This is a genomic window from Colwellia sp. BRX10-1, from assembly GCF_014077545.1.
Classification (GTDB): Bacteria; Pseudomonadota; Gammaproteobacteria; order Enterobacterales; family Alteromonadaceae; genus Colwellia_A.
The window spans coordinates 352,467-371,387 of sequence record NZ_JACGWC010000001.1; the positions used below are offsets into that span (position 1 = coordinate 352,467).

General features: G+C 37.5%; 16 protein-coding genes. 6 read left to right on the plus strand and 10 right to left on the minus strand.

Annotated elements, in window-relative coordinates; translation table 11 throughout:
• Positions 1–110: 110 nt before the first annotated feature.
• From H4J75_RS01535 to iscX, 4 genes are all read right to left on the minus strand, one after another.
• Positions 111–1,283, minus strand: coding sequence for a bifunctional tRNA (adenosine(37)-C2)-methyltransferase TrmG/ribosomal RNA large subunit methyltransferase RlmN (locus H4J75_RS01535; protein WP_070374807.1), 1,173 nt, complete (start codon positions 1,281–1,283; stop codon positions 111–113).
• A 339-nt stretch (positions 1,284–1,622) separates the two neighbouring features.
• Positions 1,623–2,054: a nucleoside-diphosphate kinase gene (ndk, locus tag H4J75_RS01540; RefSeq protein WP_070374808.1), complete on the minus strand. Its 432-nt coding sequence runs from the start codon at positions 2,052–2,054 to the stop codon at positions 1,623–1,625.
• 326 nt (positions 2,055–2,380) lie between these two features.
• Positions 2,381–4,090 carry an NAD-dependent malic enzyme gene (locus H4J75_RS01545; RefSeq protein ID WP_182213262.1) on the minus strand — a complete coding sequence of 570 codons (1,710 nt, stop codon included), beginning with the start codon at positions 4,088–4,090 and terminating at the stop codon, positions 2,381–2,383.
• 143 nt (positions 4,091–4,233) lie between these two features.
• Positions 4,234–4,434, minus strand: coding sequence for a Fe-S cluster assembly protein IscX (iscX, locus tag H4J75_RS01550; protein ID WP_070374809.1), 201 nt, complete (start codon positions 4,432–4,434; stop codon positions 4,234–4,236).
• 296 nt (positions 4,435–4,730) lie between these two features.
• Between iscX and H4J75_RS01555 the strand changes: the two genes are divergently transcribed.
• From H4J75_RS01555 to H4J75_RS01565, 3 genes are all read left to right on the plus strand, one after another.
• Positions 4,731–4,976, plus strand: a complete 246-nt coding sequence (locus H4J75_RS01555; protein ID WP_182213260.1) for a DUF2164 domain-containing protein — start codon at positions 4,731–4,733, stop codon at positions 4,974–4,976.
• Positions 4,977–5,160: 184 nt separating this feature from the next.
• Entirely contained in the window at positions 5,161–6,363 is a 1,203-nt protein-coding gene (locus tag H4J75_RS01560; RefSeq protein ID WP_182221155.1) for an NnrS family protein, read from the plus strand.
• A gap of 132 nt (positions 6,364–6,495) precedes the next feature.
• Positions 6,496–7,440, plus strand: coding sequence for a D-2-hydroxyacid dehydrogenase (locus tag H4J75_RS01565; RefSeq protein WP_182221156.1), 945 nt, complete (start codon positions 6,496–6,498; stop codon positions 7,438–7,440).
• Positions 7,441–7,519: 79 nt separating this feature from the next.
• On the opposite strand, the gene ahpF is transcribed toward H4J75_RS01565, so the two are convergent.
• Together ahpF and ahpC are read right to left on the minus strand one after the other, a co-directional pair.
• The gene (gene ahpF / locus H4J75_RS01570; protein ID WP_182213255.1) at positions 7,520–9,085 is read right to left on the minus strand and encodes an alkyl hydroperoxide reductase subunit F; all 1,566 of its coding nucleotides are present in this window, start codon (positions 9,083–9,085) and stop codon (positions 7,520–7,522) included.
• Between the two features lie 128 nt (positions 9,086–9,213).
• Positions 9,214–9,777, minus strand: a complete 564-nt coding sequence (gene ahpC / locus H4J75_RS01575; protein ID WP_070374813.1) for an alkyl hydroperoxide reductase subunit C — start codon at positions 9,775–9,777, stop codon at positions 9,214–9,216.
• A gap of 310 nt (positions 9,778–10,087) precedes the next feature.
• Here ahpC and H4J75_RS01580 point away from each other — a divergent pair, with 310 nt between their 5' ends.
• Positions 10,088–11,005 (plus strand): hydrogen peroxide-inducible genes activator, encoded by a 918-nt coding sequence (locus tag H4J75_RS01580; RefSeq protein WP_182221157.1) that lies wholly within the window; start codon positions 10,088–10,090, stop codon positions 11,003–11,005.
• Positions 11,006–11,454: 449 nt separating this feature from the next.
• On the opposite strand, the gene H4J75_RS01585 is transcribed toward H4J75_RS01580, so the two are convergent.
• Positions 11,455–12,177 (minus strand): ABC transporter substrate-binding protein, encoded by a 723-nt coding sequence (locus H4J75_RS01585; RefSeq protein ID WP_182221158.1) that lies wholly within the window; start codon positions 12,175–12,177, stop codon positions 11,455–11,457.
• Between the two features lie 102 nt (positions 12,178–12,279).
• Positions 12,280–13,650 (minus strand): FAD-binding oxidoreductase, encoded by a 1,371-nt coding sequence (locus H4J75_RS01590; RefSeq protein WP_182221159.1) that lies wholly within the window; start codon positions 13,648–13,650, stop codon positions 12,280–12,282.
• 108 nt (positions 13,651–13,758) lie between these two features.
• Between H4J75_RS01590 and H4J75_RS01595 the strand changes: the two genes are divergently transcribed.
• Positions 13,759–14,364, plus strand: a complete 606-nt coding sequence (locus tag H4J75_RS01595; RefSeq protein ID WP_259364642.1) for a GNAT family N-acetyltransferase — start codon at positions 13,759–13,761, stop codon at positions 14,362–14,364.
• Positions 14,365–14,398: 34 nt separating this feature from the next.
• Here H4J75_RS01595 and H4J75_RS01600 read toward each other — a convergent pair whose 3' ends face one another.
• A complete protein-coding gene (locus H4J75_RS01600) occupies positions 14,399–15,970 on the minus strand; it encodes an aminotransferase class V-fold PLP-dependent enzyme (RefSeq protein WP_182221160.1) in 1,572 nt (523 codons plus the stop codon).
• Between the two features lie 298 nt (positions 15,971–16,268).
• Between H4J75_RS01600 and H4J75_RS01605 the strand changes: the two genes are divergently transcribed.
• Positions 16,269–18,089: a DUF885 family protein gene (locus H4J75_RS01605; protein ID WP_182221161.1), complete on the plus strand. Its 1,821-nt coding sequence runs from the start codon at positions 16,269–16,271 to the stop codon at positions 18,087–18,089.
• Positions 18,090–18,160: 71 nt separating this feature from the next.
• Here the strand turns inward: H4J75_RS01605 and H4J75_RS01610 are convergent, their stop codons facing one another.
• Positions 18,161–18,910: a HesA/MoeB/ThiF family protein gene (locus H4J75_RS01610; RefSeq protein WP_182221162.1), complete on the minus strand. Its 750-nt coding sequence runs from the start codon at positions 18,908–18,910 to the stop codon at positions 18,161–18,163.
• Between the last annotated feature and the right edge of the window lie 11 nt (positions 18,911–18,921).

Consider the following 18,921-nt stretch of genomic DNA (forward strand, 5'->3'; position numbering starts at 1 on the left):
CACTTATCGTAATGTAATAATTACAGATTATACCTATACCCGATCTACTTCAAGATGCTTGTTGAACTAGTATGCTGTCGAACGGGTATAAATACCTCGAGAATAAAGTGTTAGACCAGTTTAACTGAAATCTCTTGGGCTTTAGACTCGTCATTTTTTGAAGAGTTCATTGCTGTTCGCTTTGTTCTATCAAAAACATCACCGGCTAATTGGCCACAAGCCGCATCAATATCATCACCACGGGTACGGCGAGTAATAACGGTTAAACCATATGACTGCAATACTTTATCAAAACGGTCAATACGTGAATTACTTGAACGTTTATAAGGCGATCCAGGGTAAGGATTAAACGGGATCAGATTGATTTTACTCGGTAAATCTTTCAAAGCGATAGCAAGTTCATGTGCTTGGTCAGTACTGTCATTAACATGATCTAACATCACATATTCAATCGTTGCCTGCTTATTAGCTTTTGAACCATCAATATAACGTCCAGCTGCCGCAATAAACTCTTCTAAAGGATACTTTTTGTTTATTGGGACCAATACATCACGAAGCTCGTTGTTACCCGCGTGAATTGAAATGGCTAATGCACAATCTATTTTTTCTTTTAACATATCAAGCGCCGGTACTACACCAGAAGTACTCACTGTTACTCGACGTTTTGAGAGGCCGTAGCCTAAATCATTTAACATAGTATCAAGCGCTGGAATTAAATTTTTCATATTTAAAAGCGGCTCGCCCATTCCCATCATAACAATATTAGTAATGGGACGTTTTCCAGCGATACGTGTCGCGCCAATATCATTAGCAACACGCCATACTTGACCAATAATTTCGCTCATAGACAAATTGCGATTAAAGCCTTGTTGCGCCGTGGCACAAAACGTACATTCAAGTGCACAACCGACTTGCGAGGATACACATAATGTTGCGCGATCGTTTTCAGGGATCCACACTGTTTCAACTTCTTGACCGCCTTCGAGGCGTAAAGAGTATTTTATCGTGCCGTCAGTTGATACTTGCTTTTCAGATATTTCTGGTGCACTAATTTCTGTTTCACGTTGTAATTTTTCACGTAATTTTTTGTTCAAATTAGTCATTAATTCAAAATCAGAGTAACCAAAATGATATATCCATTTCATCATTTGATCGGCACGAAATGGCTTTTCGCCAATTGAAGCAAAGTATTCACGCATCCCTTGATGGTCCAAGTTTAATAGATTTACTTTCTTCTTTACCGCAGATACGGTCGGGCTTACAACTTCAGTCACTTCACTCATGATTCACTACTTCTCAAACAACAAAATTACAAAAAACAATTGTACAGCTTTCATACAAAACATGACAATTTACAGATCAAATTATATCAAACCTTAATGTTTTTAATTAAATTTCTCTTTATGTAAAACAAAGGGTTAGTAAATTAAAAAACTTAAGGTTTATTATAACTCTAAAAATAACAAAAGGATTTTACTGGAAACAGTAAAACCCTTTAATATTCTATTTCTAGATTAAACTAAGTTAATGATGAAAATTCAAAAAGGATAGCGCGGAGCTTACGTTAGTAAGTGAGCACTTTTCTTACAGAAGTTTCGCCATTAACAACGTTTAATATCAGATTAACGAGTGCGTGGGCAAATTTCGTCATCTGAGAAGAAGTAAGCAATTTCACGTGCAGCAGATTCTAAAGCGTCAGAACCGTGAGCAGCATTTTCGTCGATGCTATCAGCAAGATCAGCACGGATAGTACCAGCAAGTGCTTCAGCTGGGTTAGTAGCACCCATGATTTCACGGTTTTTAAGAACAGCGTTTTCGCCTTCTAAAACTTGAACCATAACCGGACCAGAAGTCATGAATGAAACTAAAGCGCCAAAGAAAGGACGTTCGCTATGTTCAGCGTAAAAGCCTTCAGCTTTTTCTTGGCTTAAGTGAATCATTTTAGAAGCAACAATTTTTAAACCAGCAGTTTCAAAACGGTTATAAATTTGACCAATGAAGTTTTTAGCAACTGCGTCTGGTTTTACGATAGAAAAAGTACGTTCGATAGCCATGATAAGCCCTTATATATATTTTAGATAAAATAGGTGTATAAATTTTGGCGCGATTATAGACGAATTTGAACAAAAAAACTAATATTATTCACTTAGTACTCTTTTTGATTTTAATGTCTTGAATCCGGCCTCGAATCCTTCTAGAGATATGGGTAACGTAAGTTGCTTTTTACTCTCTAAAGCAAAAGCGACATACCGACCTTAGCGTTTTTCATCTCCTTGAGTAAAACATCATCGATTTTAATCATACTTTAAGGCGTAAAATAAGCAGATATAAAAAAACTGACATTGAGTCAGCTTTTTTTATATGAGTAACAAAATACTAACTACACACTGCTTCGACGATACTGTCGATATTCTGGTTGCCAAAAGTTCTGTTCTATTTTTGCGAGTAAACTTTCATCATCGATGCGTAAAGCTAAGTTTTGATCAAAAGCGACTTTCGCGACAGCAAAGGCTATTTTTCGACTTAAACTGGCAATCTCAGTGAGTGGAGGTAAGAGTTCACCCAGCCCGGTGTTGGCTAATGGTGAAGCTTTAGCAAGAGTTTCGCTGGCAACCATTAACATTTCATCGGTAACACGGTTAATATTGGCTGAAACAATACCCAAACCTAAACCAGGAAAAATATAACTATTATTACATTGCACGATAGGAAAAGTTTTACCTTGATATTCAACGGGTTTAAATGGACTGCCGGTTGCAACAATGACCTCGCCTTGCGTCCAATTAATGACTTGTGTTGGCGTAGCTTCTACTTGTTTAATAGGATTACTAAGCGGGAAAATAATCGGCATTGGACAGTGTGATTTCATTGCTCTAATCACAGGTTCGGTAAATAAACCCGGCACACCTGACACGCCGATTAAAATATCTGGCTGAGCATTATTCATCACTTCTAATAATGTCGCATATCGCCCTGAAACAGCCCACGTAGAAATTGTACGAGGTGATTGCACCAGTTTTTGCTGAAAGTCTCGTAAATCAGCCATACCATCGGTTAATAAACCAAAACGGTCGACCATAAAAATTTGACTGCGTGCTTGTTTTGCAGAAATACCTTCACTGACCATTTGCGCAATAATTTGTTCGGCAATACCGCAACCGGCAGAGCCACTGCCAACAAAGACAACTTTTTGCTGTGATAATGTGGTTTCTTTAGCAAGCTTACGCCCTTTAATGCGGCATGCTGCTAGTAAAGTACCGACAGTCACTGAGGCGGTTCCTTGAATATCATCATTGAAACAACAAATTTCATCACGATACTTATTAAGTAATGGTGTGGCATTGGGTTGAGCAAAATCTTCAAATTGCAATAATACATGTGGCCAACGACGTTTCACTGCTTGAATAAACATGTCAACGAACTCGTTGTATTCTTCTTGATTAATACGTTTATGACGACGCCCCATATACATAGGGTCATTCAATAACTTTTCGTTATTGGTACCAACATCGAGCATTACCGGTAAAGTATACGCGGGGCTAATGCCGCCACAAGCGGTATAAAGTGAAAGCTTGCCGATCGGAATACCCATTCCACCTATGCCTTGGTCACCCAGACCAAGAATACGCTCGCCATCGGTAACAACAATGACTTTTATTTTATTTTTTGTCGCATTACGAAGAATATCATCCATGTGATGTCTATCTTCATAAGAAATAAATAATCCACGCGAGCTACGATAAATATCTGAAAATTGCTCACACGCATCACCTACTGTCGGCGTATAAATAATCGGCATCATCTCAGCTAAGTGCGCCTGAACGAGCCTGAAAAATAAAGTTTCGTTGTTATCATGAATTGTACGTAAATAAATATGCTTATTTAAGTTGGTTCGAAACTTATTATATTGCATAAAAGCACGTTCAACTTGCTCGTCTATTGTTTCATAACGGGGCGGCAATAAGCCCATTAAGTTAAAATTAGTGCGCTCCTCTTCGTCAAAAGCGCTACCTTTATTTAATAGGGGGGTTTCTAAAAGACTTGGACCAGCATAGTGGATATATAACGGACGTTTAATATTTATTGTCATAATAATTTTTGATGTAGACCATATGGTTGATGAATAGTCAAAATTCATGGTAGTGATATATGTGGTAGTATAAGCCAGATGAGGTTTATAAAACAATCAATTACCTAAACAAGACTAAAAATCACCCTTAAATTTATCTGCCGCTAATCGACTTCAGAAATCCACGCTAATTGAATGGCCTCAAGCACTCTTTCACCACAATGCTTAGGATCATCATCAAAATTATCGAGGGCTATCACCCATTGCATCAATTCTGGAAAATGTAATTTAAGTGGATCAGCATCCGGATGCTCTTCCATTAAGTCTAATGCTAACTCTAATGAGTCTGTCCAACGATATCCCATATATAACTCCAACTTTTAAAATAAAAGATTAAACCACAATGCATCTATTGCAATCATGATAATTAACCAAATAAACATTCTTCGGTATTTAAGGCAAAATTGACAATCAGTTTGCCACCATTTTTTCAATGTCTCTTTCACTTAAACCACCCACCTTAACGCTTGGTCATAAGTATATACCTATGATACATCAAGGCGCTACTTCAGCAGGAAATATAATCCCTTAAGATAGAATTGATTGAAATATTATGGTTATAATCTCGTCAAGAATTTTTATTAAAAGAGCAGAGAATAATATGAGTGAAATTAAGTTTTCATCCGCACAAAAGGAGTTACTGGTTCAAAAACTACAGCATTATTTTGCAAGCGAACTTGATCAAGAGCTCGCTCAGTTTGACGCTGACTTTTTGCTTGATTTTTTTACTAAGGAAATGGGCAATCATTATTATAATCAAGGTATTTATGATGCCCAGCAATTATTAACAGAAAAACTTGATTATATTTCTGATGAAATGTATCAATTAGAAAAACCAGCCAACTAATGACCACTGAGCAAAAATAGATAAATTAACTTGAGCCTTAGCAATATTCTCTACCCTTTATCTGCAAGATTAATTTTAAATTGTATTATCAAGCGGCAATTATAATAAGAGTTGATTTATCACAACGATTATTCTGATAAATACGCTAATATGGCTTTACTGATTATTTGAAATACAAACTATAATGCAAATTACTGATTTAAATGAAGAGCAGAAAATTCTGCCAATATTTCGCTTAGGCTTCCGACCCTTTTTTTTAGGTGGCGCTGTTTTTAGTTTAATTGCCATTACTTTATGGTTGTTAATCTATAAAGGGACCATTAGCTTTTCACCTTACGGTGGTGGCTATTGGTGGCATATTCATGAAATGATTTTTGGTTTCGGCAGTGCCATCATTGTTGGTTTTTTACTCACCGCAGTGCAAAATTGGACAGGTATTGCCAGTGTTAAAGGCAAACCCCTAGCCGCTTTATTCTTTCTATGGTTATTAGGCCGAGTGGTCATGTTAATGCCCGACTTATTAGGGGCAACATTAAGCGCTTTGATAGATTTAAGTTTCTTATTAGCTATCGCTTATACACTCGCCAAACCTATATTAGCGATAAAGCAGTATCGAAATTTATTTTTTGTACCACTATTGGTGATGTTTACCATCGCCAATGGAGAAATGCACTTAGCAACCCTTTACCCACAAAGTTTTTCGTTGAGCTACTCAGGTTATGCCGGTGTTTTATTAGTGGTATTTTTAATGTCCGTTATGTCTGGACGTGTTGTGCCAATGTTCACCGCTAATGGAACACAAACCACAAAAACAACCCCTGCTCCTTTACTTGATAAACTTGCTAATGGCAGTTTACTGCTTGCTATGCTGATGTTGTTGCTACATCCATTAGTGGGTTTTGTGCCGATGTTTTTTGGCATTATCTTAATTTTTTCTGGTTTATTTCAGTTAATTCGTTGGTTGAGATGGCGACCTTGGATAACACTGGGCGTACCACTTTTATGGTCATTACATTTCGCCATTAAATTTATTTGGTTTGGCCTTATCTTATTAGGGTTTAGCTACATTATTGATGAAATCCCCAGTAATCATGTTTGGCATCTATTAACTATTGGTGGCATGGGGGGGATTATTTTAGCAATGATTTCTCGTGTTTCTTTAGGGCATTCTGGTCGACCATTAACCCCACCTAAAATGATGTCGGTCGCTTTTGCATCTATTACCCTCTCGGCTATGGTTCGGGTATTTGGGCCTTGGTTAGTACCAGAAAAAACTTTACTCTTTGTCGATATAAGTGGTTTTTTCTGGTTGGTTGCTTTTGGACTCTTTACTTTTTACTACGGGCCAATGTTGCTAAAAGCACGAGAAGATGGTCGTCCTGGTTAAACTAAGTAACACTCATGCCATAAAATAAATATCACATGATAAAACGGTAAACAGAAATATACGCTGATTGCCGTTTTTTTTTATCTTGATTTCTATTAAGCTAACAACATAATTTCTTTTTGACTACTCGCTATGCAAACCGTTTTTTTAGATCAACAAACCTTTAGTGCCAGCATTTCTTTGACCCGTATAAAGTCTGAGGTCAGTACATTAAGCTGTTATGCCACCACCACTGACAGTCAAATTATTGAACGTTGTAAAACGGCTGAGATTATTATCACCAACAAAGTGTTGTTATCTAAAAATATACTCGAGCAATTACCCCAACTAAAATTAGTGTGCATTGCCGCAACAGGTATGAATAATGTTGACCTAGTTGCTGCTAAAGCACTTAAAATTGCGGTTAAAAACGTCAGTGGTTACTCACAAGCCTCAGTCAGTCAATATGTCTTTGCGCAAATGCTTGAATATTTCAGTAATACCGCACACCACAACACCAATACTCAACAAGGACATTGGCAAAACAGTGCTACTTTTTGTTTTCATGGCAAAGGAAGTCAAGAATTAGCAGGAAAAACCATCGGCATTATTGGTTTTGGCAACTTAGGTAAAGCGGTAGCGAAAATTGCTCAAGCTTTTGATATGCACGTCATGATTGCTGAACGTCCTAATGCGATAAAAATAAGAGAAAACCGTCATAGCTTTACTGAAGTATTAAATAAAGCCGATATCATCAGCTTACACTGCCCACAAACCGAGGAGACGATAAACTTAATAAATAGTGAAACTTTAGCGCTTATGAAACCCTCGGCGTTACTGATTAACACGGCTCGAGGTGCACTGGTTAATAGTGCGGATTTACTGCAGGCATTAAAGAATAGAATCATATCTCACGCCGTGCTCGATGTATTAGAACATGAGCCGCCAACAGTGAGTCACCCGTTAATTAATGCCTTAATGAAAAAAGAAATCGATAACTTGTCGATAACTGCCCATATTGCTTGGGCCAGTATCGAGTCGCAGCAGCGATTAATTGATTTAGTCGCTTTAAATATTAAAAACTATAAAGCCGTATAAGGTTTATTTATACGGCTTTTGATAAGACACATCTAAACGAATAGCTATACTATAAGTTCAGATGTGTGGTTGATGCTGATTAACTTTCTCTAATAAGATAATCGAATGCTGACAAGGATGCTTTTGAACCCTCACCCATCGCAATAACAATTTGCTTATAAGGCACGGTAGAAACATCTCCAGCAGCAAATATACCCGGCTCAGAGGTCTGACATTTTTCGTCAATGATGACTTCGCCATATTTAGTACATTCAACAACACCCTGTAAAAAATCACTGTTGGGTAATAAGCCTATTTGGATAAATATTCCCGACAAGCTTTGTTGCTTCATCTCCCCTGTTGCTCTATCTTCATAAGCCAGAGCAACAACTTTACCACCTTCAGCAATCACTTCTTTAGTAGCAACATTTTTAATGATGGTGATCTTTTTATGCGCTTCCGCTTTTTCTACCAATATTTTATCTGCTTTCAAGCCAGGTAAGAATTCGAAGACGGTAACATGATTAACCATACTTGCTAAATCTAATGCCGCTTCTATTCCTGAGTTACCACCACCAACCACAGCAACATCTTTACCTTTGAAAAATGGGCCATCACAATGTGGACAATAAGCGACACCAGAACCAATATTTTCTTTTTCTCCTGGTATACCAAGTTCACGCCATTTAGCCCCAGTAGCAATGATCACCGTTTTAGATTCGATAACTTCGCCGCTAGAAAGATGTAGCTTTTTCGGTACTTTGCTCTCAGGCTCACCTTTATCTATTTTTTCAACACGTACAAACTCTCTTGTCGTGATCTCGTAATCATTTAAGTGCGCTTGCATATTACCCGTTAGTTGTGTGCCGGTCGTTTTAGAGACTGAAATTAAGTTCTCAATACCTACGGTATCTTTGACCTGACCACCAAAACGGTCAGCAATAATAGTCACTTTCAAACCTTTACGAGCGGCATAAATAGCAGCAGCAACACCGGCAGGACCTGCGCCTATAACGGTAATATCTTGTAACGGTAACTGCTCGTTGTCATCGCCACCGACAATATAAGGGAAACGTTCGATAAGTTTATCGACTAATTGACCTGTGTCTATTTTTCCATTCGCAAATAATTCGCCATTAAGGTAAACACTCGGTACACCTTGAATATTACGTTCGTCTATTAAGTTCTTAAATAAGCCACCATCAATCATTTCACTGCTGATACCTTCGTTTAATAAGGCAAACTGATTCAACGATTGCACAACATCAGGACAGTTATGGCAACTTAAGGAAATAAATACTTCAAAGTGCAAATCTTCTTTGATTTTTTGCACCATTTTAGTCAAGGTGCTGTCTAATTTCAGTTCGGTACCAGATGACTGTAAAATAGCTAATATCAACGAATTAAATTCATGTCCACTGGGAATACCAGAAAAGTGGATGCCATTATTGTTACCGTCAATTTCTAAGTAGAACGTAATAGGGCTGCGTAAACCATCATCGCGTTCAACAAGTAGTAGATTGTCTGATACTGATGTTAACTGTGTTAAAAATTCTTTTAATTCGTTGCGTTTTTGATGTTCACCCGTCTGTAAAACTAGTGATACTTTGTTGGTCATATTTTGGGTATAAGCTTTTACTGCATTTAAAATATCTTCACTTAACATGGGGCTACCTCATTATTTATCTTGTTGAATTTGACATAAGAGCTGTCATTTTGTTGTTTGAAATAAGGTGGAAGTCGTTATTCTGGTTAACCAGAATAACGACTTCCACCCATAACGAGACTGCGGTCTTAGATTTTACCAACTAAGTCTAAACTTGGTGTTAAGGTTGCTTCACCTTGTTCCCAAGCTGCTGGACATACTTCACCGTCATTTTCACGCACATATTGTGCAGCTTTTACATTACGCACCATATCTTTTGCACTTCGACCGATACCACCCGCATGAATATGGGCAACTTGAATAACACCATCTGGGTCGACTAAAAATGTTCCGCGGTGTGCCATATGATCTTCTTCAATCATCACATCAAAACCACGAGTAATTGTGCCAGTTTGGTCACCAATCATCGGAAATTTAATTTTACCAATCGCTTCTGAAGAATCGTGCCATGCTTTATGTGAAAAATGTGTATCTGTTGATACCGAGTAAACTTCAACACCAAGACCTTGCAACTCTTCATACTGGTTTGCCATGTCTTCTAATTCAGTTGGACAAACGAATGTAAAATCTGCAGGGTAGAACAAAAAGATTGACCATTTGCCTTTAGTACTCTCAGATGTTACTTCAACAAACTCATCGTTATGAAATGCTTGAGCTTTAAATTCTGGGATAGTTTTGCCTATTTGAGCCATGGGTATTACCTCTGTTATTTAAAAATGTTTAGTTAAATGGTTTTGTTTTAAAAGCATGTTTGCTTTCGATGTGGGTATAGTAGATTCTGTTGAACGATAAATAAATTTGATTAAATAGATTTTAATATTCTAAAAAACAGAATTACTAAATATTTATTATGATAACTAAACAAGAGATTATGCGACCGTCGATTTCACGTTATCCATCGAGAATATCAATATCAAAATAAGTTACCTGCGAACAAGATGACTAATTCAATAAATTCGATTAGGATGATATCTATGTTCAATATAAATTATCGTTATAAATATGATTTCAATAAAACAGCTTCATTACGCACTCGCTATCGAAAAGACTTTACACTTTAAAAAAGCTGCAGAGGCATGTAATGTTTCTCAATCAGCGCTAAGTACGGCCATTAATGAGCTTGAAAAGCAGTTGGGAATGATGATATTTGAGCGCAATAACAAACAAGTCTTAGTCACTCAAAAGGGGCAGCTGATCCTTAATAAGGCTCGCCAAGTAAAACTAGAACTAGATGAATTATTGCAAATTGCGAAAAGCGACAATCAACCTTTTTCTAGTTCGATGTCGATAGGTGTCATCCCAACTATAGGTCCATACCTTTTGCCTAAGGTGTTGCCCGAAGTTAGGCATCAATATCCAAATTTCAAATTGAAGATACTAGAAGAACAATCACATACCTTAGTTGATATGGTGCGAACCGGAGCGATTGATGCAGCGATATTGGCGTTACCCTATCCTATAGAGGGTTTAATGAGTTTCAGTTTTTGGCAAGAAGACTTCTATTTAGTCTGCCATAAGGATGAATGTCCACAGAAAACCCAAGAAATTACCAGTGAAGAGTTAGCGACAGAAAAACTAATGTTGTTAAAAGATGGCCATTGCCTAAAGGAACATGCACTAGCGGCTTGTCAATTACAAAACCCAAAACAAAGTGCTGATTTTGGCTCTGCTAGTTTGCATACACTGATCCAAATGGTTGCCGGTAAACTAGGAACAACGCTCGTACCACAAATGGCCTTAGATCAATTGACTTATAACGAATCTGAACTCCGGGCTATTCATTTAAATGAACCGGGGCCACACAGAACAATCGCGTTAATCATTAGACCTAATTATGTAAGGACCGATGAGCTGACTATCCTCAAAAATATTTTTATCGCACAACTTACTGAAAAGTGCAGTGATCATTATCTTAAATAATCGTTTCATTTTATAGAATTATATATTTAATTTTATGAAATTTACTGAATGATAATGTTAGGTGACAATCGTTTTATCGAAAATAAATCAGGTAACTAAGATGAAAAATATTATTAATAACATCAAGACAATTTTTAATACACCAACAGATAAAAAAGCTGTGGTTAATTGTAACTACTCAAATAATTACTATGGCGATCAGTATTGTCAGACGCAGAAAAAATAAAAGTATGGATAAGGTTAGGCGCTAGTAAGTGTTTATAAAAAACTAGCCCTTGCACACCAATATTGAGTAAAAAACATTATAAATCAGTTAGAAGTATATTAGCGGCATGACATTACTGTGCCAGTAAGCCACTTCACCGAATTAACGTATGTTATTTAAAATTGAGTTGGTATTTGTTTAAAAGGACTTGATAATAAGGTGCTGCTTTAAATTTTTTGATGAGTTATCCTAGTGTTTTTTTTATTTCTTTCGAATCCGCCCTAGCTTTGGTTAATCCTAGGTAGACTGGCGTTTTCGCAACATAAGGCTCCATCGCCTGAACTTTAGAGATAACATTATTTTTTTTAATCAATTGATTAAAAACATATGGATTAGATATAGCCATATCGATGCGCCTGGTCAGTAACAGCTTTAATAATACTTCTTCAGTTAATGCTGGTAATTTGGTGAGATAGTTAGCGCTATCAAAAGCTTTTCCATAGGAAAACTCTCTTTTGGTTCCAATTGAATAAGGTAATAATTGCTTTAATCGCCCATTATATTGAAAATTATTATCGGCAAGCGTAAATAATTGATTAATCTCATAACCGTAAGAGGGTTCAATAAAGTGATATGTTTTTGCACGCTTTTTATTTTTAAATAATGTAAGTATCAGATCAACTTTACCTTCTGCAACGAGATAAAGTGCTCTTGGCCAAGGTAAAGTGACAAACTCAAAATCATATTTTGAGTTTGCTTTAATATAATCGAGAACATCAATAGTAAAACCTTTTATTTCTCCATTTTCTTTATAATTATAGGGAGAATAACCTATTTCCTCTATAGCGACTTTCAGCGTAACTCTAGCTTTACCTAGATGATTACCGTCTGTCTTTAGACGGTTGTCGGCTAAAATAAAGAACGGAAAAAGGTAAAAGAAAAATAGTAGTTTTTTAAGTATCATCATAAGTAAAAGTATAACGGTTTCTTTTTGTGTTTCCAGCGACTGGATTATAAATATTGGCTAACTACCCGTTATTATAGTTGAGTACCTTGCAAAGAAAAATGGCTAGAGCCACTCATCTTTAATCTTTCCATAATGAAAATATCCCCATTGGCCAACTCGTCGCAATGGTGCAAACGGAAATTTTGGTAACTGACAATTATAAAGAGGCAAGTTTTCTATTTTAGAATCAATAGCTTTTTCAGCGACTTTTTCAGCCAACCGCTTACCTGCTTGCACCGAAAATGACACGCCAGAGCCACAGTAACCCATGCTATAAAAAACATTTTTCTTAGGGTTTTGATAAATATGAGGTAAGTCGTCTAGCGACATACAGATCCAACCTGACCAAGCATACTGGTAGTTTAACTTAGCTAACGGTGGAAAACTTGTTTTTAACACTGCCAACAAACGCTGTGCGTAATAAGGATCATCAGCAGACTTGCCCGTTATTGCGCCACGCCCACCAAATAGAATGCGGTTGTCGGGCAGCTTTCTGTAATAGTATTTTAGCGCTCGTGTATCCATCACTACATTCGACGTTAAAAAGTTACAATCGGCTAACTGCTGCTCTGACAAAGGTTCGGTGACAATAATTTGTGAAAGTACCGGCAACGTTCGATCGGTTGTTAATGAATGAAACCCTTTAGGTGTATATCCGTTGGTAGCAATAACAATCTTTTTAGCCGTAACAACACCTTGAGGTGTTATCAATTTTTGTTGGTGCCCTTCATCTAAAATATCTAACACTGGAGAGCTGGTATGAACTTTAGCGCCGGCTTCACGTGCTAATCGCTGATAGCCCCAGGCCAGTTTCAACGGATTTAAACCAAAACCGTCTTGATAGCGAATCGCGCCATAAGCATTTTTATCGTCCATGTATTGTTGACGAACTTCGTTTCTCGTTAAAATCTCCACATCACTATTTTTAATACCTGCAAAGGTTTTTTGTTGCAGTTTTGCTTGGCTAATAAGCTCAGCTAATTTGCTCGGCTTATGCGCTACTTTTAAAAAACCACGCGTTTGTACGTCACAGTCAATACCTTCAGCGATCAGTGATTTTACCGTTTCAACGCCAGCGCACATTTCATCATAAATGCCGCGCATCACTTCTTCACCCCATTTTTGCGCCATATCGCTATAAGACTTACGTCCTGAAGACTTGAGAATAAAGCCAGCATTTCTCCCACTACAACCCCAAGCCGTTTGATTTGCCTCTAACACATGCGCCTTAATACCATGTTCACGCGCTAAATGTAGCGCACAAGAAAGCCCGGTATAACCAGCGCCTATAATAGCAACATCAACATCTACGTCTTGATTGATTTGTCCGTCACTTGCTGGGGCATTTGTTTCAACATCTGCATTTTCAGCCCAGTAACTTTTAGGGTATGGGGCACCACAACCAGGAGATTTATCGTGTAAAGGATCGTACATTTTTCAAAACTACTTTAAGAAAGAAAACCACAGAAACTTTACCGTATTTATAGGAAATTTGCTAAGATCAATTTTCTAAAAATCACTTTATTTAAACAAATATAAAAAATGAAAAAACAGTTTAATTCAGTAAAGTCTCAAGTCTTATATCGTGAAATGTTACCCAGCGATTTTTCAGCAATAATTGCCTTAGGCACGGCTGTTCATGGTGCTGGTTATATTGACGACTCAAACATGGGCGTCTGGTATAGAAAAGGTATATTAAAAGCAGCTGATAGTAGCGAAATCAATGCAAACTTTGTCGCTTATCTAGATAACGTACTGATAGGTTTTCGCTTAACTTACGCCATTAATCAATGGGAAATTGACGCTTGGTGCAGCCCTGAATTATGGCAACAACCCAGCGAAAAAGTTTGTTATTTCAAATGTAATACCGTTGATGAGAATTATCGTGGTTACGGTGTTGGCAGTCAGCTACTCAAATTATCAACACAAGCAGCAATTAAACAAGGTGCAAATGCGGGTGTTAGTCATTTATGGAAACAAAGCCCCGGTAATAGCGCAGTAAAATATTTCACTAAATGTGGTGGCGTGTTAATTAAAGAACATCCAGAACGCTGGAATGAACTCAGTAAGCAAGGCTATGAATGCCCAGAATGCCCAGACGAATGTCATTGTGTGGCTGCGGAAATGATCATTCACTTTGAAAAATAATCATTACACCACTCATTCGGATGACATTCAGTAACTAGCCAAATATTTTCTTAAATAATGAAGCTGGTGTTTTAATTTCAGCCACGTGATTTTGTACTAGATCCCCCTGACATTGAGTGTCTATCCTTGCAACATCGGGTAGCACTAAGGCATTAAAGTCATTGAGACTTGGATATTCAACCGCAGAATTTTTATGTTCAAAGTCTCCTGTAGCAGGGTTAAAACGGTATTCTTTCGCCCATTCAACAATATTTTCAGTGACTTGATTAATCGCTTCAACAATATACCTGACTTCTTTATCAGAGGTCGTAGGATGAAATGACGCACGTATCCAACCAGGTTTTTCAGCATAATCACCCCTATTAATTTTTTCAGTGATTTTGTTAGACGTATCATGATCAACATTCAATAATATATGACCATAAGTGCCCGCACATGAACAACCACCACGCGTTTGAACACCAAACTTATCGTTGAGCAATCGTACCACTAAATTATAATGAACATTAGGTATGTAAAAAGAAACAATAGCTAAACGGTCTTTAACATTCTTTTCTAGCATCACTACGTTGTCATTTTTGGCTAATTCAGTCATTACATAATCAGTAATTTCTTTTTCACGGGCGGTGATGTTGTTAACGCCCATAGCGTTCTTTACTTTTATCGCCAAGGCAGTACGAATACACTGTAAAAATCCAGGAGTTCCGCCATCTTCACGCATTTCAATATTATTGAAAAAGCTGTGCTCTCCCCATGGGTTGGTCCAAGTGACTGTTCCACCTCCGGGGTGATCGGGTACTCTGTTTTTATAGAGCGCTTTATTGAAGATAAGCACTCCCGAGCTGCCAGGCCCACCAAGAAATTTATGAGGAGAGAAATAAATGGCGTCTAAACTTTGCTTGGAATTTGTTGGATGCATATCAATATCAACATAAGGTGCTGAACAAGCAAAATCAACAAAACATAAGCCGCCGTGTTCGTGCATTTTTTCTGCTAACAAGTGATAAGGGGTTTTAATGCCAGTGACATTGGAACAAGCAGAAAACGAGCCTATTTTTACTTTTCTAGCTTGGTACTTTTCTAACAATAATTGTAGATGTTCAAGCGATGGTAAACCATGGCTGTCAGGGTCAATAATCTCTAACGTGATATCACACTCATACCAAGTAGTTTGGTTTGAATGGTGTTCCATATGTGTAATGAAAACAACGGGTTTATCACAATCATCAAACTTCACTTGCTCTTGCATACGCTCAGGAATACGTAGACCTAGAATACGTTGAAACTTATTAATAACACCGGTCATTCCTGCTTCTGCCGTGATTAATACGTCATTATCGCAGGCATTTACATGGCGTTTTATTATTTTTTGCGCATCATGATATGCATTCGTCATCGCACACCCGGTTAAATTAGTTTCGGTATGGGTATTAGCGACAAAAGGCCCTAAGGTATGGCTGATATAATGTTCAATTGGCGCATAAAGTCGACCACTTGCAGTCCAATCAGCATAAACAATATCTAATTGCTTACCATTGATTTCATGGCTTAATGATTGACCAATGATATTATTTCTAAAAGGAAGAAAGTGATTTTCAAGTGACATGATTGACGGCTCGTACGTTGTTTCGATAAATAATTCTAACAAAACCGCAATAATGAGCAATCAAAAACCAATTAAAACAACCAATACGCAAAATTAATTCATATAAAGGCAATTTATAGAAAAATACTCTAAACTCAACTGCTTTTCGTTAAGATAACGAAAACTCAGTTTCGCGCAAATGCTGTACTTGTCAGGTGCTTGATCGGATAAGAAGAACAATTCGTCGTACAATACTATTTACTTGGATAAATTTACGTTACTTTATTAGCTGTTTATAACCGTAGGAATTTAATAAAATATGAATTTTTCTTTGTGTAAGTTTCTGGTCGTGCCCGCTATTCTTGTTTCACTTAGCGCTTGTCAACTCACCATGAATAGCAAAAACTCGCCACAGACCACCGCTAACGAAAAATTTGATAGTACGGTTAAAGCACTGTTAGATCATCGTGCCAGTAAAGGTATTTATCAAAAAAGTGCAGCACTAAACGAAGAAAGCTATTGGCCTGATTTATCACCAGAAATGTTGGAAAAAAAATACCAACAACGTCTCACTATCGCGGCAGCATTTGAAAAGATAAATCAAACGTCACTGTCAGACGATAATAAAATTAATTATGCAATTATTAAAGCCCAACTTGATAATAGTATTGCTGAGTATTATTTTAAAGCTCATTACATGCCATTCAATGCTGAATCAGGCTTTCACTCTAATTTAAGTTTTTTCATCAACAATACAGCATTTAATAAAGAAAAAGATATCGACTTCTATTTGAATAAATTATCGGCGCTTCCGCTATATTTTGATCAAAACATTTATTGGATGCAGCAGGGATTATCGACAGGGATCACTCAACCTCAAGCGGTATTAATCGGCTATGAACAGTCAATACTTGCCTTTATTCCTGAGCATGCTGAAAATTCTGAATTTCTTAAGCCTTTTAGCACAGCGTCAAATTTAATTGCACCTGACGTGCTTTCTGATAAAAAAAGCCAGCTTATTGCGCTATTAAAAACTAAAGTTATTCCTGCTTATCAGCACTACTATCAATTTTTTACCAAAGAGTATTTTCCAAATGCCCGTAAAACTATTGGCGTTTCGGCGACAGCTAACGGTAATGAATTTTATCGCAATAGAGTTAAACACTACACCACAACAGATATGACACCTGAGCAAATTCATACCTTAGGTTTGAGTGAAGTAAAACGTATTCGTCAAGAAATGGCTGAAATCATTGTAAAAACTGGTTTTAAAGGGACTTTTTCTGAGTTCACCAATTTCTTACGAACTGATGAACAGTTTTATGCAAAAACGCCGTTAGCGTTACTTAAAGAAGCTGCGTATATTGCCAAACAAATGGATGCTAAATTACCCGCACTCTTTAAGCATTTACCCCGCACACCTTATGGCGTTGCACCAGTACCAGACAGCATCGCACCTAAGTATACTACTGGGCGCTACATTAGGGCGCAAAATGATACTCAGCCCGGTTATTATTGGGTTAATACCTACGCGTTAGATAAACGCCCCCTTTATGTATTACCCGCTTTAACCTTACATGAGGGTGTCCCTGGGCATCATCTGCAAATATCATTAAATGGCGAATTAGATAACCTACCTTCATACCGAAGAAATGCCTATATTTCAGCTTTTGGTGAAGGTTGGGGCTTGTATGCTGAATGGTTAGGTATTGAAGCCGGCATATACCAAGACCACTATAGTAATTTTGGTCGCCTGACCTATGAAATGTGGCGGGCAGCCCGTCTTGTTGTTGATACCGGCATGCATGTTATGGACTGGTCAAGAGCGCGTGCCATAAACTTTATGACCGATAACACCGCACTTTCATCACACAATGTGAAAACAGAAATTGATCGTTATATATCATGGCCTGGACAAGCGTTATCTTACAAAATTGGTGAGATAACCATCAGAAATCTCCGTAAAAAAACAGCAGCTGAATTGGGACAAAATTTTGATGTTCGCGAATTTCATCATCAAATTTTGAAAAATGGTTCCGTCCCTCTAAACGTACTTGAAGACCAAATTAACGCCTATATTGCCACAACGTTACTAACAATCGCAGCAGAAGATAAGAAAAAAAGCATCAAAAGTGAGTAGACACTCATAGCCATATGAAGCGACACTGAGTTAGTTCATTTAACTCAGTGTCGTTAATGAGCATGAATTATCTAACTCGTTCGACAAACCGGACAATCGTCCTGTTTATTTAGGGTAAATTGTTGCCATTGATTTGATAAACCATCAAAGAGATTTAACTGATTAATATGTATGGTGTTGCCTGTTAATAATTTAATGGCCTGTAACGATTGCATACCGGCTATAATCGCTAATACCGGACCGACAATACCAAGGGTTTGACAATTTTGGGTCGGCGCTTTTTCACTTTCAGGAAATAAGCACTGATAGCAAGCACTTGCTGGATTTCGAGGATCAATGACTAATTGCTGACCGTCAAACCCCGTAGCCGCCCCAACGATTAATGGTGTTTTTTGCTCAACACAGATTTTATTTAATAAATAACGTGTGGTGATATTGTCGGTGCAATCAAGGACCACATCGACCTGTTCAATGTAATAGTTTGCTAATTCTTCATCAAGCATCTCATCAACGACTTCAATAGTAATGTCACTGTTATGCTGTTGCAATTTCTCAGCACCAACATCAGCTTTATTATTACCGATATCATTTTCAGTGAATAATATCTGTCGCTGTAAATTGGTCATCTCAACCTTATCACCGTCGGCAATAAATAAAGTTCCTACTCCGGCGGCCGCTAAATATAAACTGGCCGGATTACCTAGCCCACCAACACCAACGATTAGTACTTTGGCTTCACGAAGGGCTAACTGCCCTTGCTCACCTATTTTATTGAGCATAATTTGACGGCTGTAACGTAGTTGTTCGTGTTGAGATAACATCAGCTAAATAG

Bases quoted from the DNA above. Each gene is read 5' to 3' on its own strand.
- H4J75_RS01535 (WP_070374807.1), bottom strand. From the start codon at position 1,283: ATGAGTGAAGTGACTGAAGTTGTAAGCCCGACCGTATCTGCGGTAAAG.
- ndk (WP_070374808.1), bottom strand. From the start codon at position 2,054: ATGGCTATCGAACGTACTTTTTCTATCGTAAAACCAGACGCAGTTGCT.
- H4J75_RS01545 (WP_182213262.1), bottom strand. From the start codon at position 4,090: ATGACAATAAATATTAAACGTCCGTTATATATCCACTATGCTGGTCCA.
- iscX (WP_070374809.1), bottom strand. From the start codon at position 4,434: ATGGGATATCGTTGGACAGACTCATTAGAGTTAGCATTAGACTTAATG.
- H4J75_RS01555 (WP_182213260.1), top strand. From the start codon at position 4,731: ATGAGTGAAATTAAGTTTTCATCCGCACAAAAGGAGTTACTGGTTCAA.
- H4J75_RS01560 (WP_182221155.1), top strand. From the start codon at position 5,161: ATGCAAATTACTGATTTAAATGAAGAGCAGAAAATTCTGCCAATATTT.
- H4J75_RS01565 (WP_182221156.1), top strand. From the start codon at position 6,496: ATGCAAACCGTTTTTTTAGATCAACAAACCTTTAGTGCCAGCATTTCT.
- ahpF (WP_182213255.1), bottom strand. From the start codon at position 9,085: ATGTTAAGTGAAGATATTTTAAATGCAGTAAAAGCTTATACCCAAAAT.
- ahpC (WP_070374813.1), bottom strand. From the start codon at position 9,777: ATGGCTCAAATAGGCAAAACTATCCCAGAATTTAAAGCTCAAGCATTT.
- H4J75_RS01580 (WP_182221157.1), top strand. From the start codon at position 10,088: ATGATTTCAATAAAACAGCTTCATTACGCACTCGCTATCGAAAAGACT.
- H4J75_RS01585 (WP_182221158.1), bottom strand. From the start codon at position 12,177: ATGATGATACTTAAAAAACTACTATTTTTCTTTTACCTTTTTCCGTTC.
- H4J75_RS01590 (WP_182221159.1), bottom strand. From the start codon at position 13,650: ATGTACGATCCTTTACACGATAAATCTCCTGGTTGTGGTGCCCCATAC.
- H4J75_RS01595 (WP_259364642.1), top strand. From the start codon at position 13,759: ATGAAAAAACAGTTTAATTCAGTAAAGTCTCAAGTCTTATATCGTGAA.
- H4J75_RS01600 (WP_182221160.1), bottom strand. From the start codon at position 15,970: ATGTCACTTGAAAATCACTTTCTTCCTTTTAGAAATAATATCATTGGT.
- H4J75_RS01605 (WP_182221161.1), top strand. From the start codon at position 16,269: ATGAATTTTTCTTTGTGTAAGTTTCTGGTCGTGCCCGCTATTCTTGTT.
- H4J75_RS01610 (WP_182221162.1), bottom strand. From the start codon at position 18,910: ATGTTATCTCAACACGAACAACTACGTTACAGCCGTCAAATTATGCTC.